We start from the raw sequence: 17,779 nt of genomic DNA, 5'->3' as shown, positions 1-17,779 counted from the left end.
CGATATTCGTATATAATTAAAGTATCGAAAGGAGGTGAGAACAAGATGGATAAACTGGTGTATGAAGCTTTTAGAAAGCTTCAAAAAAAAGAGCATCTCCTACGAGTTGCCCGGGATCGAATGGCAACGGGGCGTATCACGCGGGAGATGTTCCGAAAAGAAGAAGCCGCAATCATCGAAGCTTTTAAATTGACTACCGAAGAGCAACGAGCCTACGAGTCGTACAGCAAGATGCAACGCAAGAAAAGCTAGGCAAGAGAGGGGGGCCGTGGGGGCGGTCCCTCTTTTCTTATGCTCGGCGCTGCTTCTGCTTATGGATAATTTCCACTCGGCCCGCTGCCGACTCTCCGACTAACTTGATATAATCGTCGGAATCCATAAACAGAATTGGTACGATTAAGTTGTCGAATTTTACATAATCGAGATAGCGGCTTTTCTTCATATTTACCACCCTTTAATGGTTCTTTACACCATTATTTCAACGCTCCATTGCTTTGTCAAGGTCAAACGGTTATAAGGATAAATACGCCTATTCGTCGTCAGCATCAAGCAACTATACAAGCAACATCTTATATAGCCACAATTTTCCCGACGTCCCTCTGGCATGTATTCTTAGATAGTACCGACCAGTTAATCTTGTATATATACTAGCATCTAGCTGATATCCACTACCATGAAACTCTATATCACTTGAAGCGACGACAGTCCCTCCGCTGTAACTTCCGTGCTGCACCGGGTCAACAACCACCCTAGCGATGTCGCTACCCAATCTGTTGATTTGCTGTACGCCGAGGCAATAGATTTGTGTCACGCCAGTAAGGTCTATAGGTGTTAGGGTATATAGATAACAATCTTTAGTGTCGGCCCCGGAGCCTAAATCTAGCTCAACCCTATCATAACTTGGAGGGTAATTTGCACTTGCGTATCCAGCATTTCTTTGCATACCCCACTCCACAGACGATCCAAAACCGAAGATAGATCGTACCGCTTTCGAGCCTGTGATCTTTTGGGCTATTGTAGCCCACGGGTCACTTGTGGACGCTCCCACACCCAGCTTGGAGTTGACGGCGCCCACAATTTGATTTTTTGCGTCAACCCCAGATTGAAAAATCTCATTTATTGCGGCCACCGCACTGCCTTTTTGTGATGTGAGCAAAGATGTCAGCGGGCCTACGGCGTTGCTGGCAGCATCCGATTTGCTCTGGGCCGACGCAGCTGCTGCAGCCGCCGCATTTGCTGCGTCATAAGCCGCCTTGACCGCGCTCGGTGTAGCAGCTTGGTCCGTGGCCGTGCTGCTCGTAGATGTATTAAGCTGCACGATACCGCGAGTTTGCGTGCTGGCACTTGGCAGGTCAGATGTGGGGTGAGTGTGCGATTTGGGAGCTGCATAGTCCTTCGTATAATCCTTTGCCGTTTGCAAAGCCGTGTTAATCTGCGTCTGTGTCTCTTGCTTGTACTGATCGAAAGCCTCTTTCGGAACTACCCCATTGCCTGCCGGGTCTGAACGGATGCTTTCTACTTGGGCGGCCAGCTCTTGATCATTCTCATATAATGTCGTTATCGGGATGTTCAGCACGTCCGCATGTCCCTGGTCCGTAGGAACAAATTTTCGTGGTTCTTTGATATCCATGTTCTCCCTCCTTAATAGATATCGTCAATCTCAAAAATGAACTCCATATCTGCATCCTTTTCCTTGTTGGTCATCGTACGAACTGCGGTAAATTTGCCAGCAGTATCGACAAGCGCAAGCTCATTAATTTTTGCCCCGGCCAACTCATTCTCGGCTAGAGAACAGATGTACCGAATTGTTGCGGGAGCAATGAATTCATAGCTGGAGATGTCCTTCACAAGGAGTTCGTGCTTCAGTGTTTGTTCCGTCCCATCCACTGGCAGGGGATTACCGGCCTGATCTACTCCGCCGCTCCCAAAAGCCATTTTAACCACCTTCGTCAGGGCTGTCCCTTCTGCCCTTGCACGGGCCATTTGTTCCCGTGCATATGCCGTGGTGACGGTCCATACTTGATCTGCCATGTTCTACCTCCTATACCTCAAGTATATTTTCCTGGGAGCTCAACAGGCGGCTACCATCCAGCGTAACGCTACCGTCCAGCGTCCAGTAATTTTGCCGGACCTTCACTATTCCAGTCTGTCTGTTCTCAATGTGTCGTGATGTCCTGATTTCCAGCCGTTGGCGGTTCCGCTGTCGTTCTCCAGTCCAGCCTATCAAGCTCACGCTTCCGTCGAGTTGTTGCAGGCCATCCAAGTACCATGGCCGTCCCCCAAAAAAGGGAACTCGACAATGGAGGCGTAGGCGGGATACTTGCCGGATGGAATTATGAATTTCGAAGTGTGCAACTATATACACCAGTAAAGCAAGATGGGCTGGTTTTACCAGTTCAAAAGCAGCCTTTAGATCACCGTAGCTAATCAGGTCGCCGATTTCGTAGATTAATTGAAAAGCGTATTGCTCATATAATGGCAGATACTTAGCGTTCTTTTTTCTACTGAATGCGTTCGCGAGATTCAGAATATTTTGTTTTGTAAATGTGCCTGTGCCAATAAGTTTTGCTTTGATCCGTGAGCGACGTACTTCGTAGCTATCGGTAAGGTTAGTTTTAAGGGCAAGCTCTTCCTCCCATATATCAAGCCCCCAGGTAGCTCGATCAATGAAACATTGATCTAGGATGTCATCGAAGGTAAACCAAACACCATCTAGTTCGATCCCGACAGTGTCCAGAATCTCTAACATGCGTCTTGAGTCCCTATAAAAATGTCGCTGTAAATACCCGAGCATGATCGGACCACGTCGGCTTATCATCTCGTCAAGCCTCACGCACGTTCACCGTCCCTAGTACAGCCACATCGCCCTGGACAACCTCAATATTTTCCTGGCCGCCAGATACAAGAAAATTTTGGTAGTCTAGGATTAGTGGAATGTCCAGGATAATGTTTGCGATCCGGGCATACCGTACAATCGGATCGCGAAACGCTAGCCCCTTTAAATAATTGCGTACACCGTCTTCGATCATCCGTCTTACCTGATCGACAGTGGAGTCTGAGGCAAGCAAAACGGTCACGGAAATATCGATCAGTATTTCTTTTGCCGGAATAACCGTAACCAAGGCTACGTCCGGCGCAACAGTGGTCAGATGCTCGGCAACCGCCTCCACAACTACAGCAGGAGCCGCCTGTCCATCCTGACCAAGCAGCACCACCTTGACGGTGCCGGGACCATCCCATAATGGGATACATAGCGCGTTACCGACCCCCGGCACCGATAAGGCCCAACGCACGTAATCCGTTCGGTTACCGCTGCCTGGTGGCGTTCGTGCATCCAGAAAGTAACGCTCGCGCAACGAATCGTCGCTTTCAATGTCTGCGCCGCCTTCGATGGGTTTTAAATTGGTCACTGACTTGATACCGGGAAGCGGGTCAGACAGGTGACGGATCGCTCCCGCCGGGATGTTCCCGGACCGACCTGGCTCCACAGCCTCAACATCGGTAATCCCCTCTCGTTTGTCGGACAAGGTGATAGCCGTTAGCACCCGGTACAAAATGGCCGGGCTCGAATCCGTTGCCTCCGTTGTTACAATGTATCCCGCTGGGACAGATGCGCCGGGATCGCCAATAAATTGTACAGCACCACCTGACGACCGTGAGGCAACGGCGGGACGGCGAGAGATGCCGCGTTCCGCGCCTTTCTCATCCAGATATTCCCCGAACGTGGTGGACACGAACACACGACGCAAAACTTCTTTCGCCCAATCTGCGGCCAATGTAAGCTCGATAGCCGCAGGCTCAAGTATGTCCCAGGAGAAAGACCCTTCGGATGTATCCAAGTTTTCTGGAAGCCGCGAAAGCATCCTATCCCGGATAACCTCTTCGGTTTCGTCCTGTAAAAAAAGAGGGAGTTCCGTCATATCTTCACCTCTAAACGTTGCTCCTGCCCGATCACGGGAACCACCGTAAAGGCAACCCATACGGAATCACCTTCGAAACGAAATTCAAAATCCTGCACCGCTTGGGTGCGAGGATCGACCAGGAGCGTTTCTGTTATTGATCGTTCCATTTCCGATTGCACCGCTGCCCGCGTTGGTTGCCGTCGGGCAGCACGCGCCTCTGAACCGTAATCGGTTGAGTAGGCCAAACAGGCGAAACGATCTGTTAGCACTGCCTTTTGACACCATTGCGCCCAGGCAGTATGGCCGTCCGCCATCACATACCGTCCTGCGCCGTCGGTGACATAATCCCCGGCATCAAAGTCATATAGCGGACTTTCTGGATACTGAACCGTATTGGGGCTGTTGTCCACAACAAGGTCAGGCATGTCAAACGTCGGAAACAAGTTAGTCATCCGCTGGCACCACCTTACTGACCACGACCGGATCGTCCCGCACCCACAACACCAGGACGCGATCCCCTGTCTGAAGAGAAGGGGAAAACCGCAACTCCATGGAAGGAACATGCCCGCCATCTTCGCCTCCAAGAAAGTCCAGGCGAGCTTCTTGTGAATAGGTTGTATCCGGTGTATCCTCGCCGGTCGGTCCAATAGGCGAGGCCGTCCGATAGATTCGGGATTTGGTCGGGAAGTGAGCGTTCACCATCCATTCTGCAATCAAGTAGCCGCTGCGCGGAATGACTGGCCCGAACTGGTCCAGCTTCAACCCATCGTCTGTGATGGTGCCTAAATCCATAGACGGCGGGGCGGCGGTCCGTTTGTCTGTCCGGTTGTCAATCGCTTGTGCCAACCGGTTCACTCCTTTTCCTTTCATATCGCTTCAACCTCCATGGTCATGGTGCGGGTATCTGCATCGTGCTGGATACCCACAATAACAAAATGACCTTCGATAGTCCCGACCGAGGCAAAGATTTTATCCCCTCGGCGCAGGAACGGAAGGTCAGGGGAGACAATCGTCCGCCGTTTTCGCGGATTGCCGCGCTCCTTTATAACCTCTTGGGCGGCTGCTTTAGCTGCGGCTGCGGTATCGTACTGCTCACGATAGATCACATCTTGCAGGATGCCGAATTCTGTCTTGCCGTCCAAGGTGGCAACGACCGGAGCGCGTCCGGCCTTGTTTTCTTTGCCAATTATTTTGACACGGGTAACGAGGTCCTCAATGTCCTGTTTGTCTGTCATCCGGCGGACGATGTCTGCCTCAAATCGGTATACCGTCTTGTTTTGTCCCTGACGCAAGATATTAATTTTACCGCCGCTTGCGCGAACGACGTATTTTTGTCCGCCGCGCTTCTTTACTTGCTCCAGCACCTTATCAAGCATCGCTCCGAGGGTATCCCCTCGGAATACCTGTTTCGATAGTGCCGTGTCCGGCAAATCGTTCTGCCCGATGGGGATGTTCCAGGCTTTGGCGATGTCCTCGACGATAACACGGGCCTTCGTACCGTTTGGATAGTATCGGTCATCCTTGCTGCGCAGGAGATAGATCAGTATGTCGTATGACTTGACGTTAAGAGAGCCGACTGAATCGTTTTCATATTCCCAGTCGAAAATGATCCCCTGGTTAATCTCTTGCCAGCCCTCGCCCCAATCGGCCCGCAGTAGCGTCCTAGCTCCAAGGGGGAGCTTTTTGTGAAGCCAGCCATCACCTAGCTTTTGGTTTAATATTCGGAATTGCAGGCTTACTGCCAGTTCACCGGGCTGCTCTGACCAACTTAATCCATTAGCGACGTTGGTTAAAGAAAGCCGCTCTCCCTGGGGTAGAAGAACGGCAATATCGTACTTGATTTTCGAAATATTGATCATGTAGCACCACCCTAACCAGGCAGGCGCAACACTTGACCGGGCTTGATCTTGTTAGGATCAGGACCGATCAACGCCTTGTTCAAATTATAAATTTCCGTGTACCGCGCACCGTCACGGAGATGCTTCTTAGCGATCCCCCAAAGTGTGTCACCGGCCACAACGGTATGCGTTTTGGCCGATGCAGGTAGGGAGCGAGAGGGCGAGAGAGCTTTCGCCATGGACTTTGATTTGGTTTGTCCTTCGGTACGGATCAAGATATCCCTTGCCTGCACCAGCTCCAGCGAATAACGCATATCCCCATGACCGCCCGCCCAGGTGTGTTCAAACGTCTGGATGTACACATCATGATTGAACGGGGTTTCCGTCACTAGCAGCCGCAGCTTCGTTCCCGCGTTTCGCCAACCGGACAACTCCCCGGCAATGATCCGAGGATCGCGCCACGACTTAACCAGTGACGTATCCTTCCGAGTCGCACCGGGCAGAAGACCCTCAAATGTTATACGCACCAACATGGAGCCGCGCGGCAAAGCATACTCGCCTAGCTCAATGGCTTCAAACGTTTGAATACGGGCAGTGGTGGCGGCGGTTATGCGTTCCGGGTTCATTGGGAAATGCAGCCGCTTGCCAGTTTCATCTTTCAAATAGAAGTCCATGATATCACCACCTACACGCTGTTATTCGTCGATTCGTCCAGACGTGCGCCGATCTTCTCCGCAATCTCGTCGGCGATCTCATCACCGTGTTCGCGAATGGCTTCAATAATACCCTGACCGTTTCCATTCTCCACTGTAATTGAGAACTGGATGCCACCCAGGTTAATGGTCTGCCCCGACGTAGCCCCACCCGGGGCCATCGGAGCAACCGGGGCGAAGACAGGCGCACCAGGCGCAGTTACAGGGCCAACGATCCCTCCGAAAGCGTATGGACGAACGCCCAACATGCGCCCAGCGCGCTCCCAAAGGTCAAGACCTCGATCCCGCTTTCCAGACGAAAGGGGGATGATGGCTTCCGGCCCGGCTTCGCCGACCAGTCCGAAATGCGGCTGGGTGATAAAGCCGCCACGCGCATATTTTTTATGCTTGTTTCGACGGCCAAAAATGCTGTCATAAAGCCCTGTCGCGAGTTTTTCGCCTGCCATTGCACCAATCAGGCCGCCGATCGCGCCGCCGATGGCCGTTCCGACACCCGGCATTAAGAATGTGCCGAGCAAAGCACCAGCAGCGGCTCCACCTGCGATACCACCACCAATTCCACCGGCTACTTTTGCAATCTGACGACCGCGATCCTTTGGCGCGGCGGTAACAATATCCCAGGCATCCATCGCGTATCCAACAGGTCGAACGAATTTGCCCACCAACTTGGTAACTCGGGTAAATTTCTTAGCTTGCTTAATGGCACGACGCAGTTCATGGCCTTCGCTACGTCTTGCAATCTTTTCGGCTTCGGATGTGGCCGAAGTCATCCGCTTTTCGTACCTTTTTTGTCGTTGATTGCTCACGGATTTAAAAGATGAATGAATGCCTTCGGCGTATCCGGCACCATAACCGATGGTGTCATTATTTTTATCAATGAAGTTTTTAGCCCCAGAAAGACTTGATCCTACAATCCCACCGTTGGCATACGGACGAACGCCGAGCATTTGCCCGGCACGTTCCCAAAGATCAAGCCCCCGGTCGCGCTTGCCTGCCGAAAGGGGAATGATCGCTTCCGGGCCAGCTTCACCGACAAGGCCGATATGGGGCCGGGTAACGAACCCGCCACGGGCATAGGCTTTCGCACCGCCTCCGGCGGCTTGCTGACCGGCTTCCTTACCTTCCTCAAAGGCACCGCCGATCTTGTCCCAAAACTTGCCCCAGCCGCCTTTGATACTCTCCCAGGCGCTGGAGGCCCAGCCTTTGACGTTGTCCCATTTCGATTGCCACCATTCGCCATTGAACAGCGTGTTATTTATGGCATTGAGGGCGCTGTTCCAAATCTCTTGAGCGCCCTCCCAGGAGTTTGCTGCCCAGGTCTGCACGCCTTGCCATTTTTCGGACCACCATTCGCCGGAAAAGATTGTCGCTTCAATAGCTGAAATAGCATTGTTCCAGGTTTGTTTTGCCCCTTCCCACGATGCATCGGACCAGGCTTCCACCGCGCTCCATTTCTCATTCCACCATTCACCATTGAACAAGGTCTCACCGATATAGCCAACAGCAAAGCCGACGCCTTTGGCGATGGATTTCGGACCAGTATCTGAAATCCAAGTCCAAGTCGCACTCGCACCATCTTTCAGTGACGGCCACAGCGTAGAGCTGAACCAATTTGAAATCTCTTCGCCCTTGCTGCCGATCCAGTCGCCAATCGCACCGCCGCCCAAGCCACCGATGATGCCGCCGATCAAGCCGCCGACCGCAGTTCCAAGGCCAGGCACCACCGAACCAACAGCAGCACCTCCCGCAGCTCCAGCCGCAAAACCGCCCCAGCCGCCAACCGCTCCGCCAATGGCACGATTCCGTTCGGTCCCAGGGGCAGCGGTCGCGATACTCGCCACGTCCAGGCCGATAGATAACGGAAGCGCCAGCTTGCCCGCTGTTCGGGATAAGAGACCAAGCCCCTTGCCACCACCTTTAAACAAGCTTTTCCACCAGCTCGTTTTGGGGGTTGGGACAGAACCGAACGCCTTTTCCAATTCATTGAAGCGTTGAAGTTGGCCGCTGTTCGCCATGCTTACAACTTCGTCGCGGCTATACGTGCGATCCAGCGGGATGTTATTCCAAAACTGTTTGCCTGCCGGACGGTAGTTCTCCGGTAGGTTTGCCGCCGGTCCTGCCGGAACAGTCGAAGGTGTCGAGGTCGTGCCTTTAGAGCCACCGAACCAACGTTTATACCACGGTGAGCGCGTGGCAGTCTCGGCAGCGGTGGCGGTCGTCCGGGTGGCCGCTGCGGTTGTGGCTGCTGCTGTGGTAGCTGTCTCGGCAACGGAAGAGCCTCCTTTAAACCACCGCGTAATTGTTTGGGCTCCTTTTGACATCCCTTTAACAGCTGTCGCCGGTCCTTTGAGTATCTTTCCGATTTTCGATATCATCCAAGCGTCAAATAGCAAGGCTAACGCTTGGCCCATTGGACTGCTTGTTTCGCCGCCTAGCCATGTCGGTTGTATATTCAAGAATGCTTCTTTGGCTTTTTCCGCAATCTTCCCGGCGTCAAACGCTTCGAGGAACGCTTCAAGAAAAGAGTGTCCTGCCGTCGCGCCCGCTTGGATAAACGGTGATTCATTCAATTTATCAGGATCAGCGACTCCCAAAGCAGCCATAATAAACCCGCCAAGCCCGCCGCCAATCGCAGCTCCGATTTTCCCCGAAATCTTTTCAACTTGAGCCTGGCCCTTGCTTTGCCACCATTCCATGAAAAGACTGTTCAAGTCATTGAAAATGAATCGGATTTTACCGGCAAAGTCCAGTCGGTTGAATTCCGGGTTATCCAAGTATCGCCGCTGGATGTAGCCGAAGGCATTTTCCAAGCGCCGCAAAACCCAGTCCGCGCCTTCCTTGGCGGTTTTCTCCAAAGTATCGCCCCAGCGTTCGAGCTTGTCCTGGTTGTTACCCAGCCATTCATTGACCTTTTGAAGTCGGGGGATAACTGCACTTTGCAATCCCTTACCCCAGCGCATCAAGATTTGAATACTGAAAGCATCCATAATTTGACCCGCCAAGCCTCGGGCGGTCAGATTAGCGGTTTTGCTCATCATGCCGTCAAATTCGCCCATACCTTTGAGAATGAGCTGAATAGCCTTATCAGCGGGTAGTAAGCCTTGTTCGGAGAGCTTGCGAACCTGAGCAATGGACATCCCCATACCTTCGGCGATATACTTCCACGCTTGCACGCCCGCGTCGGTAAGTTGATTCATATCCTCGGCAGAAACCCGACCAAGGGCACGCATTTGACCGAGCGCATAAACGATCCGCTCTATCGATTCTGTACCCCCACCCATTGCCGCAGAAACGTTACCGATCTGCGTCAGCATCGGGATAATTTCATCTGCACCGAATCCGCGTACAAGCAGCCCTTTAGCCTGCTCAATGACTTCCTTTTGGCCGAATGGCGTATCCTTCGCAAATTGCTGCACTTCCGCCATCAGCTTCTGAGCTTTACCCACGCTCTTTAGCATGGTTTCAAAGCCAATCTGTGCCTGGGAAAAATCATCGGCAAGGCTAATGGGTATAACGATCCCACCAACGCCGCTAGCGCCAAGGCCGAGTAAACCAAGTGTCGAGGTCATTCCTCGGACAATCGCGCGCAAGGGGCGCGTGGCAAGGTCAAGTACTCGTACAGTAATGCGGTATGTCCCGCCGACCATGCGCCGGGCATATGATCCAACTTGCCGGATCACATTAGAAGCCCGATCCAAGGCATAGATCGCGAGCTGCCAGCGGCTTCGGTTCATACCATCAAGCCGCTTTTTTGTTTTCTCAACAATTTTGTCAAAACGACTGACTTTTTTCTCCGCATTAGATAAACCGGGTTCGGAATGATCTTCGACCGTTACCGGTATTTCTATGCGATATACTTCTTCAGCCATGCGATCACCCCTTTTGTTTCGCCAGTATAGCTCGCCGTTCTTCGGCTTCGGCTTCCAAGGTCATCGACATGGAGGCAAAACAAAAAAGCCGCTCACCTTCGGGCAGCTTCATGATTTCGCTCGGGAGCTTTCCCTGGCGCTGAAAGATGTGGTGCAGGAGGGTTGCTTTTCCTCCTGCCCGAATCAGTTTTTTACAACTTCTTCAGCCTCGTTGTCCTCTTCATCATCAAGGTCATACCCGGAGAGCCGGTCGATCTGTTCGATGATCGCTTCCTTTTCGCCAGGTAGCAAAACTTTGTCGATCAGTTGCACCCCGCTAAGGACATTGAGCTGCTCCCAAGCTTTTTTATTGTCCCAGACCTTTTTGCGGTCTTCGGAATCGGTTGCTTCATAGATCAGGTTAGACCGATAACGAGCGGCATCTGTGTCTTCCGGCATTTTGATTCCGCCCAGGCGACGATTCTTTTTGTACTTCGTGGCCTTGTCCCGGCAAGCATTGTATTCTTCTTCGGATAACGGACGAATACGAAAGCGGAAAAGGACCTTGCCTTTGCGGGAAACTTCAATAGTTTTCCGATCTTCGACCGTGTCGCTTGCGGCCTCCAGCAGCCCACGCAAGATGTCGGTTTCGTTCTCCAACAGTTCTTCTGGCTGCAATTGCTTTTCTTTATCCATTGTTATTACCTCCGTTTTTTAATGTTGAATATCGGGGTTTATTATTTGGGAATCCGCAGAACGCCGGTAAAGTTGAATACCGCGTCCGGTGCTTGCGACCGCAAGCTATCAACCAGCTTTTGCAATAAGATAGCATCTCGGATAACCGTCTCTGTAAAGGTAAGAGTCATGGTATAGCTTTGCATGAGCGCCCAGGTATGCTTTTGCCCGGCGGGCTGATAATCGCTGTTGGTGATGTTAAACTGCGCCTGCCAGGTGTTAATCTCCGCCAAAAAGTTTCCGTCGCCGTCATACAACTCGCCGCTGTAGCCACGAAGGATGTTGCGAAAATCCAACATGCCGTTATCGAGCGTCTGTTGAAGTTCCGGCGGTGTATTGACGCGGAAGGACCACGACCGCTGAATGATCTCGCCAGGTTGTACATTTGCTAAGTCAATACTCCCGTCCGGGACACAATCCCGGAAAATATATCTTGCATCAGTTGCCATCGCTGTTTAAGCCTCCTTATGCCGATTGCGGCGAGAATTGGAACCCGAAATCCATGTACAGCTTTTCGATGCTGTCCAAGTCCACGAGGTCCGTAAACCGGAACCAAGCCGAATCACCTTGCGGGGGGGTGTCCGGGTCCACGATCAATTGCCCGCTTTCCAGCCCACCCTCACGGATCATCATTTGGATAATCCCGTTTGCTATGGTGATCACAAAAGCGCGGCCATCATCATTGTTTGTCCAATTGCCAAGGTACGGGTGGAGCGTCAAAATGATCCGGTCAATCAGTTCGTACCGGGTCCGGGTCCGGCGGATTTTCTTCCAACCTTCGTCCTCGTCGGCCAGCAGCGTGACTTTGGTATTAATGCCATAGTCAATTTGCGCCAAGCCGTCGGGGTTGAGCGAGAAGGTCAGCATGCCGGATAGAATCGCTTCTTTGTACTGCGCATTTGTCAGCTCGCCGATGACGCCAATCGAACCGGTCATTGGAACATGGGTCAAGCTGGCATTGTATGCGCTGGAGGCAATCACCCCAGCGACGCGAGCCGCCGCTTTTGCGCCTTCCAATTTGCCGCTTGCGGTCGAAAATCCATTTCCAACATAAACCATGGCAAAGTCGTTAAATGCCTTAGCGTTCTGCTTCCGCGTCTCAAAGGCAACGCTGGTCGGCTCGCCAACCACGCCGATTAAACGCCCTCCGCCCTCGGAAAGCATTCGTTTAACGAACGAATGGAGGGAGGCATGTACACCCACGTCCTCTGAATCGACGGTGATCGTATCAAAAAACTTGCGCTCCAGTAATACAAATGCATCCGCATAGTCAATGCCGGTGACGGTTGGATCAGCGCCGTCCTTAAGCGGCACGTCCAGCAGTTCGTCCAGCTCGCTGCCGTCGGCCAGCTTGATGGCCGTCAAAAACTTACTGCCGGAATTAACCGCCTCGACAAGGTGAGCCGCCTCGTTTGCTCCTTTGGCAAACAGCAGCCGTTCAAGCTGTCGGGTTTCCTCGTGCAGCAGCAACTCGCGGGATGCCGGGTCTTCCAGCGTATCGCGAATCGTCGCGGTAAGCCGCCTTGTCGTCGGGTACTTGGTGAGCAACCGGACGACTTTGACTCCCGGATCGGCGGTGTTTTCCAGCTCAAGCTTGGCCTGCGAACCACCCGTACCAACACGTACCGCCAGTACGGTGCTGGCTCCACCTATAAACATCTCATTAACCGTATCTGGCCCGTAGCCGCTACCGAGTTTTTCCGCGACATTCCCGGCCTCGATGGTGATCACTTCGCCCAGCGGTCCCCAATTTGACTTGACCACCGCAGCGGCTACGCCGACTGTACCGGTCACGATACGGGCACCGCCAGCGTTGTGCCAACGGATGTAAACGTCCGGGCGAACCTTTTGCTCGCCTAATACAAAAGTAGCTCCTGGCATGGGTTACACCTGCTTCCCTTTAAAGTTCTGTATAGCCTTTTCGATTTCGGCGCGGGTGAGCTGTTCTTTGTCCACCCGCCGAAGCGCACCGGCCATCACATCCACGGTTACCCCAAATACATGGGCCGCGGCTAAAATTTCTGTTTTGGTGTACGCCGGTTCAGCTTTCTTCTTTAGCACTTTGTTATCCTGTTTTTCCTTTGTGGAATCTGACATGCTATGCACCTCCAATATGGATATGGTTGAGGCGTTCAGCGTGCATGGCGGGGCGGAGGATGCCAAACCGCACGTCGAGCGCGATTTGTCCGGCGCGAAACGGGTCCAGGGAACTGTCCGCATTGACGCGCTGGATCATCATGCGGGACTGATCCTGCATGGTGACCTGGCCGTCAAGCGCGAGTTGCCGCACGGTCCGATCCAGCCATCCATTGCGGGCGGGAGCGTTGGGCACGAGCATATGCCCACGCATGGTCGCGTCGATCCACGCCCCCCAGGGCATCGTTTGAACGCTGCGGGTTGCATCAAGTCTCCAATACAGGGCGGGCGTCTCGTCCGACGGATTCCAACTTCGCGGGTCCGTCTGCATGCTCGGAAACCGTTGCGCCGTCCAGGCCGATAATGCTGATGCGGGATCTGGCTCCACCGGAACATGCAGCAGCCAGCCGAGGGAAAACACCTCAAACTGGACACCCCGTGTTATGGCGTCGAACTTTTCGTCCAGCATGTCCGCGCTGGTCGAGCCGGTAAACCGGCACAAGATCACTTCGCCGGTGATGCTGTCCGTTAGTAGCCGGTGATCGAGGGCGTCAATCACAGCAGAGACGAGGCTATCCACATGCTTGAATTGCGTGTGTGCCACATACGGCCAAACCTCGATTAGCGTACTGTTTCCCGCCCAGTCGTTTTCATCCGATTCAGACCCTTTGGTCATGACCAGATATGGCTTTTCCTCGTCCGCCGCTGCCGCATCCGTCTCAAAAATGCGGCCACCGATTACGGGGATTTGATCAATGAGCTGTTGACGAATCAATCCGCGCATCATGTATCCCTCCAGACATCACGCACCGCTTTGCGCAGCGTACCGATATGACGCTGCACGGTCGGTTTAATGATCGGCCTTGGTTTCATCCCTTTGACCGACCTGGCGATCACGTATTGACCGCCGCCAACTGGGAAGCGGAGAGCCTTTTTGTTCTTCGGCTTGATCACACGTTTCTTCGGGCCGTATAAGCCGGTTCCGGTTTCGAGATACCCGCCGGAACGCATCGTATGTGCCAAATAAACAACCACCATTCGGTCTTTTTGGCCGACCTGACGCACATCTGCACCACCTTGGATTCCTTGCCGGGTGTGGCCGGTGCGATCCTCCCAGGACGCTTTTTGCTTCGCGTCGCCTTCCATGATCTTACCGACATGCTTGGCAACAAGCAGCGTCGCCACCTTACGGCGTTCGATTTTAGCCCGAACTTCATCCAGGATCGACATCACTTCGTCCTTTCTAGGTCACATACATAGCCGCATATTTCGTTTTGCACAATCTGCGGATGAACAGATGTGATCCGAAATTTCCCGTGCGGATAGGCTTCGAATTCCTGGGTAACATCTGGCCCGCTCGGTAGGTTGGCCGTGTAGTCGGCAAGCAGGGAGTAGCTATCACTTACCTCTTTTCGGCCCGCCTTTTCAGAGACGATTTCCGCCCGTTCCCGCGATTCTACGAAAATGCGCGCGGTTAGTGGACCGATCTGTGATTTGATTTCCTCGAACCCGCCGCCCGACTTCACCTTTTGGGTAACGCCAATGGTGACTTCCGTTGGGTTTTGACGGATATTCCAGCCGATATGGGCCTTTCTGACTGCCGCGTCGATCATTTAAAACACCTCCGGGCGCTTGACGGATAGCATAAAACTTCCTGCCGCATTAGACGGGGGAGCTTGCGCCATACCATCGAATGTCTCGGCCATCTTGAGGGCCGCAGCAAGTGCCTTAGAAAGATCGACCCGTTCGTATTGTTCTGCACCTGTCGTATAGGAAGCAATGTCACCAAGCCGTTTTTGAATCTTAGCTGCTTTGCGCCGCCATCCTTCAGCGGCTGCGGCATAAAGGTTTGACGCCGACTGGATCAGCCGGTCCAACCGGGCGTCGGTAAAGGCGGTATCCTTATCGGTACCGCCCTTAGGTATTTCCTCATCGAGCAACTCACGGAGTTCCTCGCGAACCTCTTTGGACGGTGTCACATGCAACCCCCCACGCCAAAGAGAGCCGAGCAAACCCGGCTCCTTTGTCAATTATTTTGATAATTTTTGATAATGGCGCTATTGCAGCGCGATCTCCTGAACATTTTCTTCGATGGCTGCATACACGCCGCGATAAGCGTAGCCGATCATTTGAGCTTGCACCAGGCGGGATAAATCGCCTTGCGTCGTTTCGATCTGTAAATCCCGTTTTAAAAGCTCTTTGAAACCACGCTTGCCGCGAATCAGGTACGCCTTTCCAGGCGCTACGCCCGCATAGGTATGTTCCTTCTTGCCGACCGTGACCGAATAGCCGTCATAGTAAATGACCGTCGTGATACCGCTGATTGCTGCGTAGGTTGTCCCGTTATAAGTGAAGCCCTTCAGCGCCGTTTCGATGGCGTTCCGGTCTGCACTATTGGCAAGCAGGATGCTGCCTTGACGCTTTGCGGTTCCTGCCGAACTGGTGGCAGCATCCAACGTCCGCCAGATGGACACCCAGCGCTCTTCGCCCTCCTTACCCTGAAACGCCGTTTTGTTCGCCGGTTTGTACGTGAACGAAACGATAGGAGAAAGGTGGATATGATTTAGCAGGGCATTGTAACCTTCGCCCATCGCCCGGTTCATGATGTCAATTTCAAATGTACGGTTGAAGTCGATCATTTGCTTGGTGTATTCAAAGGCCGCGCTATACGTCACGATCCGAGCGGTCGGACCTTGTTCCGCGCGCACCGAGCCGAATTTCACTTCCTGGCCCTCCATATGTTCGGCAAAGATGACCGCGCCGGACAATGCCCATTTGGCATCCAGCAACTCCGGCAAGTTAGCATCGGAAATCAGTTCATAGATTTCCTTGTACAGCAAAGGAACCTTTTCGCGGCCCAGCTCCACATCAAGGGCCACTTTGCCCAGCAGCTCCTTGAAGCTTTCGGCGCTGCCCAAGGACAGCATTTCGCCCACCGGCTTGGCCCAGCGGGGGATTGACATTTCCCCGTTGACGATCTTCTTGATCGCTTCGAACCGCTGGCCGTCCAGTACGAAAGGAACTCGGCTTTCAATGGTTCCCTGCCGACGCTTCGCCTTTTCACTCTCAAACGATATGACTTTGAACATGATTGATTACCCTCCTTATGCCTGCGGACCGAGTAGGAACCAAATGACATTGTTCGCATCTTTGCCATTGGTCACGCGGCCAACAAGCCGATTATCCGTCGCGGTTTCGGTGATTTTTTTAGTCGTGGCGTTCCAGTAGAGGGCCGCTCCCTTCGCAAACGTCTGACTGGTGCTGATCTGATCGGTTTCAAATTCCGCTTGCTCAATCGTCAGCACCAACTCTTTGGTTTCGCCTGCACCAGTTACGACATTTTGCATCGCCAGGCCGAAAAAGCCATCCAACAAAACCCATTCCCCGGCGGTGACGGTCGTGTTCTGCGGCACTGTCACTGTAACGGACTTGCCGTCGCTAACCTTCGAGCGGGCCAGCGCGTGAGCCGTGACCGGAGCCGGATTGCCTTGGTATCTTGTATCCATCGCGTTTTCCCTCCTTAGATCGGCACGCTATCCGTTTGCACGGACGAGCTGCCAGGTTGTTGGCGGTTATCCTTGGCGGAACCACCGATAAACGACGGCGTCCCGACTTGCATCTGGCTGACCATCGCCTTGATAGAATCGTCTGCCAGCAGGCTGTCGATCTCGCCGACAATCGTTTCTTTCGTTTGTCCTTGCTTCGGCGTGATCATTCTTGCAATCAAGGTTTGCGCCATTTCACCGGAAACTTTTTCCCGGACCGCGTCTTTCACTTCTTGACCCAACGCGGCCTGCTGGTTGTCCTTGAGCGCCTTCACGGCTTGCTCCACGCTTGCCAGCAATTGCCCGTCCTCGGTCACGCCAAGCGCTTGCTTCACTTTGTCGAGCAGCTCCAGTTTGGCGGCGGTGTCCGCATCCAACGCGGCGATGATGTCTTGTAGGGTCACCTCGCCAGCGGCCAGTTTCACCTTGAGCTGTGCAAGCAATTCTTTCCAACCCATGTCGGTTCCTCCTTCGTCAAATTCGTCCATTTCACCCAGGGCCACGATCCGCGTCGGCATGCCGGAGCGGTCAAGCGGCGTCCAGTCAATGGACAGCGGTTTGTAGTCGATTACCTCGGTTTCCCCGGCAACTGTTTGAAGCTTGGGCAATCCGTAAATGCTGACTTGTTTAATCCTGCCGGAACGAATCCAGCGCTTCAGGTCCTTGGCTGCGGCATCCACCACGCCCCGGAATAAAGCCCGCGTTCCTTCCATGCGCGCCCCGACCCAATGCGTGACGGGTGGGTCAAATTTGTTCGCGACTTCTTCCGGCTTTTGATGTCCCAAAAAGCCTGAAAGGGTGTATCGGTTAACGTGATCGACAATCGCCTGCAAGGACTCGGGCTTGTAATTCCAGCCTCGGGTTGATTTGCCTGCGGGGACTTCGACCACAACTTCGAGCGGGTCCTCGTCGCCGGACTTGATCGCTTCCAGGTTAACGCCAGGGGCGAGCGGAATGTCCTGGGGCTGCATCTCGCCAGCAATCAGCGCCGGGAGCAAAACCAGTTTATTTTTCGCTTTTCCCATCCTTTTCTCACCTCCTTGTCAGGGTCAACCTGTTCAA

General features: G+C 53.3%; 21 protein-coding genes. 1 reads left to right on the top strand and 20 read right to left on the bottom strand.

Going from position 1 to position 17,779, the window contains the following annotated elements:
• Positions 1 to 45 precede the first annotated feature (45 nt).
• Positions 46 to 252, top strand: a complete 207-nt coding sequence (locus NYE74_RS10790) for a hypothetical protein (protein ID WP_036625944.1) — start codon at positions 46 to 48, stop codon at positions 250 to 252.
• A gap of 301 nt (positions 253 to 553) precedes the next feature.
• Here the strand turns inward: NYE74_RS10790 and NYE74_RS10785 are convergent, their stop codons facing one another.
• The 20 genes from NYE74_RS10785 to NYE74_RS10690 all read right to left on the bottom strand — a co-directional run bounded on the left by NYE74_RS10785 (position 554) and on the right by NYE74_RS10690 (position 17,742).
• Positions 554 to 1,630, bottom strand: coding sequence for a phage tail protein (locus tag NYE74_RS10785; RefSeq protein WP_051985696.1), 1,077 nt, complete (start codon positions 1,628 to 1,630; stop codon positions 554 to 556).
• Positions 1,631 to 1,641: 11 nt separating this feature from the next.
• The gene (locus tag NYE74_RS10780) at positions 1,642 to 2,031 is read right to left on the bottom strand and encodes a phage tail-collar fiber domain-containing protein (RefSeq protein WP_036625945.1); all 390 of its coding nucleotides are present in this window, start codon (positions 2,029 to 2,031) and stop codon (positions 1,642 to 1,644) included.
• Positions 2,032 to 2,041: 10 nt separating this feature from the next.
• Positions 2,042 to 2,794: a putative phage tail protein gene (locus tag NYE74_RS10775; protein WP_255310073.1), complete on the bottom strand. Its 753-nt coding sequence runs from the start codon at positions 2,792 to 2,794 to the stop codon at positions 2,042 to 2,044.
• Positions 2,795 to 2,822: 28 nt separating this feature from the next.
• On the bottom strand, positions 2,823 to 3,920 hold the full coding sequence (locus NYE74_RS10770) for a baseplate J/gp47 family protein (RefSeq protein ID WP_036625948.1): 1,098 nt from the start codon (positions 3,918 to 3,920) through the stop codon (positions 2,823 to 2,825).
• Positions 3,917 to 4,354, bottom strand: coding sequence for a DUF2634 domain-containing protein (locus NYE74_RS10765; RefSeq protein ID WP_036625951.1), 438 nt, complete (start codon positions 4,352 to 4,354; stop codon positions 3,917 to 3,919). The genes NYE74_RS10770 and NYE74_RS10765 overlap by 4 nt, the downstream gene beginning before the upstream one ends.
• Entirely contained in the window at positions 4,347 to 4,772 is a 426-nt protein-coding gene (locus NYE74_RS10760) for a hypothetical protein (RefSeq protein ID WP_036625954.1), read from the bottom strand. Before NYE74_RS10760 ends, NYE74_RS10765 begins: the two co-directional genes overlap by 8 nt.
• A complete protein-coding gene (locus tag NYE74_RS10755) occupies positions 4,769 to 5,761 on the bottom strand; it encodes an XkdQ/YqbQ family protein (protein ID WP_036625957.1) in 993 nt (330 codons plus the stop codon). Before NYE74_RS10755 ends, NYE74_RS10760 begins: the two co-directional genes overlap by 4 nt.
• Positions 5,762 to 5,772: 11 nt before the next feature.
• Entirely contained in the window at positions 5,773 to 6,414 is a 642-nt protein-coding gene (locus tag NYE74_RS10750; RefSeq protein ID WP_036625959.1) for a LysM peptidoglycan-binding domain-containing protein, read from the bottom strand.
• 11 nt (positions 6,415 to 6,425) lie between these two features.
• Complete coding sequence (locus NYE74_RS10745; protein WP_036625962.1) at positions 6,426 to 10,322, bottom strand: tape measure protein; 3,897 nt, start codon at positions 10,320 to 10,322, stop codon at positions 6,426 to 6,428.
• Between the two features lie 183 nt (positions 10,323 to 10,505).
• Positions 10,506 to 10,997: a phage tail assembly chaperone gene (locus NYE74_RS10740; protein WP_036625964.1), complete on the bottom strand. Its 492-nt coding sequence runs from the start codon at positions 10,995 to 10,997 to the stop codon at positions 10,506 to 10,508.
• Between the two features lie 41 nt (positions 10,998 to 11,038).
• Entirely contained in the window at positions 11,039 to 11,485 is a 447-nt protein-coding gene (locus tag NYE74_RS10735) for a hypothetical protein (protein WP_036625965.1), read from the bottom strand.
• A gap of 16 nt (positions 11,486 to 11,501) precedes the next feature.
• Positions 11,502 to 12,917 carry a phage tail sheath subtilisin-like domain-containing protein gene (locus NYE74_RS10730; RefSeq protein ID WP_036625967.1) on the bottom strand — a complete coding sequence of 472 codons (1,416 nt, stop codon included), beginning with the start codon at positions 12,915 to 12,917 and terminating at the stop codon, positions 11,502 to 11,504.
• Between the two features lie 3 nt (positions 12,918 to 12,920).
• Positions 12,921 to 13,133, bottom strand: coding sequence for a hypothetical protein (locus tag NYE74_RS10725; RefSeq protein WP_036625968.1), 213 nt, complete (start codon positions 13,131 to 13,133; stop codon positions 12,921 to 12,923).
• Between the two features lies 1 nt (position 13,134).
• A complete protein-coding gene (locus NYE74_RS10720) occupies positions 13,135 to 13,956 on the bottom strand; it encodes a 3'-phosphoadenosine 5'-phosphosulfate sulfotransferase (RefSeq protein ID WP_036625970.1) in 822 nt (273 codons plus the stop codon).
• A complete protein-coding gene (locus NYE74_RS10715; protein ID WP_036625971.1) occupies positions 13,956 to 14,402 on the bottom strand; it encodes a hypothetical protein in 447 nt (148 codons plus the stop codon). Before NYE74_RS10715 ends, NYE74_RS10720 begins: the two co-directional genes overlap by 1 nt.
• Positions 14,402 to 14,785, bottom strand: coding sequence for a hypothetical protein (locus tag NYE74_RS10710; protein ID WP_036625973.1), 384 nt, complete (start codon positions 14,783 to 14,785; stop codon positions 14,402 to 14,404). Before NYE74_RS10710 ends, NYE74_RS10715 begins: the two co-directional genes overlap by 1 nt.
• Positions 14,786 to 15,151: a hypothetical protein gene (locus tag NYE74_RS10705; RefSeq protein ID WP_036625974.1), complete on the bottom strand. Its 366-nt coding sequence runs from the start codon at positions 15,149 to 15,151 to the stop codon at positions 14,786 to 14,788.
• Positions 15,152 to 15,229: 78 nt separating this feature from the next.
• Complete coding sequence (locus NYE74_RS10700) at positions 15,230 to 16,261, bottom strand: phage major capsid protein (protein WP_036625977.1); 1,032 nt, start codon at positions 16,259 to 16,261, stop codon at positions 15,230 to 15,232.
• Between the two features lie 15 nt (positions 16,262 to 16,276).
• Positions 16,277 to 16,678 (bottom strand): DUF2190 family protein, encoded by a 402-nt coding sequence (locus NYE74_RS10695; RefSeq protein ID WP_051985698.1) that lies wholly within the window; start codon positions 16,676 to 16,678, stop codon positions 16,277 to 16,279.
• 14 nt (positions 16,679 to 16,692) lie between these two features.
• Positions 16,693 to 17,742: a hypothetical protein gene (locus tag NYE74_RS10690; protein ID WP_036625979.1), complete on the bottom strand. Its 1,050-nt coding sequence runs from the start codon at positions 17,740 to 17,742 to the stop codon at positions 16,693 to 16,695.
• Positions 17,743 to 17,779 lie beyond the last annotated feature (37 nt).

This window comes from Paenibacillus sp. FSL P4-0127 (assembly GCF_038007325.1).
Taxonomy (GTDB): Bacteria; Bacillota; Bacilli; order Paenibacillales; family Paenibacillaceae; genus Fontibacillus; species Fontibacillus macerans.
The sequence above is the reverse complement of the archived record's forward strand: the minus strand, read 5'-3'. Positions and strand labels throughout refer to the sequence as shown.

Bases quoted from the DNA above. Each gene is read 5' to 3' on its own strand.
- NYE74_RS10790 (WP_036625944.1), top strand. From the start codon at position 46: ATGGATAAACTGGTGTATGAAGCTTTTAGAAAGCTTCAAAAAAAAGAG.
- NYE74_RS10785 (WP_051985696.1), bottom strand. From the start codon at position 1,630: ATGGATATCAAAGAACCACGAAAATTTGTTCCTACGGACCAGGGACAT.
- NYE74_RS10780 (WP_036625945.1), bottom strand. From the start codon at position 2,031: ATGGCAGATCAAGTATGGACCGTCACCACGGCATATGCACGGGAACAA.
- NYE74_RS10775 (WP_255310073.1), bottom strand. From the start codon at position 2,794: ATGCTCGGGTATTTACAGCGACATTTTTATAGGGACTCAAGACGCATG.
- NYE74_RS10770 (WP_036625948.1), bottom strand. From the start codon at position 3,920: ATGACGGAACTCCCTCTTTTTTTACAGGACGAAACCGAAGAGGTTATC.
- NYE74_RS10765 (WP_036625951.1), bottom strand. From the start codon at position 4,354: ATGACTAACTTGTTTCCGACGTTTGACATGCCTGACCTTGTTGTGGAC.
- NYE74_RS10760 (WP_036625954.1), bottom strand. From the start codon at position 4,772: ATGAAAGGAAAAGGAGTGAACCGGTTGGCACAAGCGATTGACAACCGG.
- NYE74_RS10755 (WP_036625957.1), bottom strand. From the start codon at position 5,761: ATGATCAATATTTCGAAAATCAAGTACGATATTGCCGTTCTTCTACCC.
- NYE74_RS10750 (WP_036625959.1), bottom strand. From the start codon at position 6,414: ATGGACTTCTATTTGAAAGATGAAACTGGCAAGCGGCTGCATTTCCCA.
- NYE74_RS10745 (WP_036625962.1), bottom strand. From the start codon at position 10,322: ATGGCTGAAGAAGTATATCGCATAGAAATACCGGTAACGGTCGAAGAT.
- NYE74_RS10740 (WP_036625964.1), bottom strand. From the start codon at position 10,997: ATGGATAAAGAAAAGCAATTGCAGCCAGAAGAACTGTTGGAGAACGAA.
- NYE74_RS10735 (WP_036625965.1), bottom strand. From the start codon at position 11,485: ATGGCAACTGATGCAAGATATATTTTCCGGGATTGTGTCCCGGACGGG.
- NYE74_RS10730 (WP_036625967.1), bottom strand. From the start codon at position 12,917: ATGCCAGGAGCTACTTTTGTATTAGGCGAGCAAAAGGTTCGCCCGGAC.
- NYE74_RS10725 (WP_036625968.1), bottom strand. From the start codon at position 13,133: ATGTCAGATTCCACAAAGGAAAAACAGGATAACAAAGTGCTAAAGAAG.
- NYE74_RS10720 (WP_036625970.1), bottom strand. From the start codon at position 13,956: ATGCGCGGATTGATTCGTCAACAGCTCATTGATCAAATCCCCGTAATC.
- NYE74_RS10715 (WP_036625971.1), bottom strand. From the start codon at position 14,402: ATGTCGATCCTGGATGAAGTTCGGGCTAAAATCGAACGCCGTAAGGTG.
- NYE74_RS10710 (WP_036625973.1), bottom strand. From the start codon at position 14,785: ATGATCGACGCGGCAGTCAGAAAGGCCCATATCGGCTGGAATATCCGT.
- NYE74_RS10700 (WP_036625977.1), bottom strand. From the start codon at position 16,261: ATGTTCAAAGTCATATCGTTTGAGAGTGAAAAGGCGAAGCGTCGGCAG.
- NYE74_RS10695 (WP_051985698.1), bottom strand. From the start codon at position 16,678: ATGGATACAAGATACCAAGGCAATCCGGCTCCGGTCACGGCTCACGCG.
- NYE74_RS10690 (WP_036625979.1), bottom strand. From the start codon at position 17,742: ATGGGAAAAGCGAAAAATAAACTGGTTTTGCTCCCGGCGCTGATTGCT.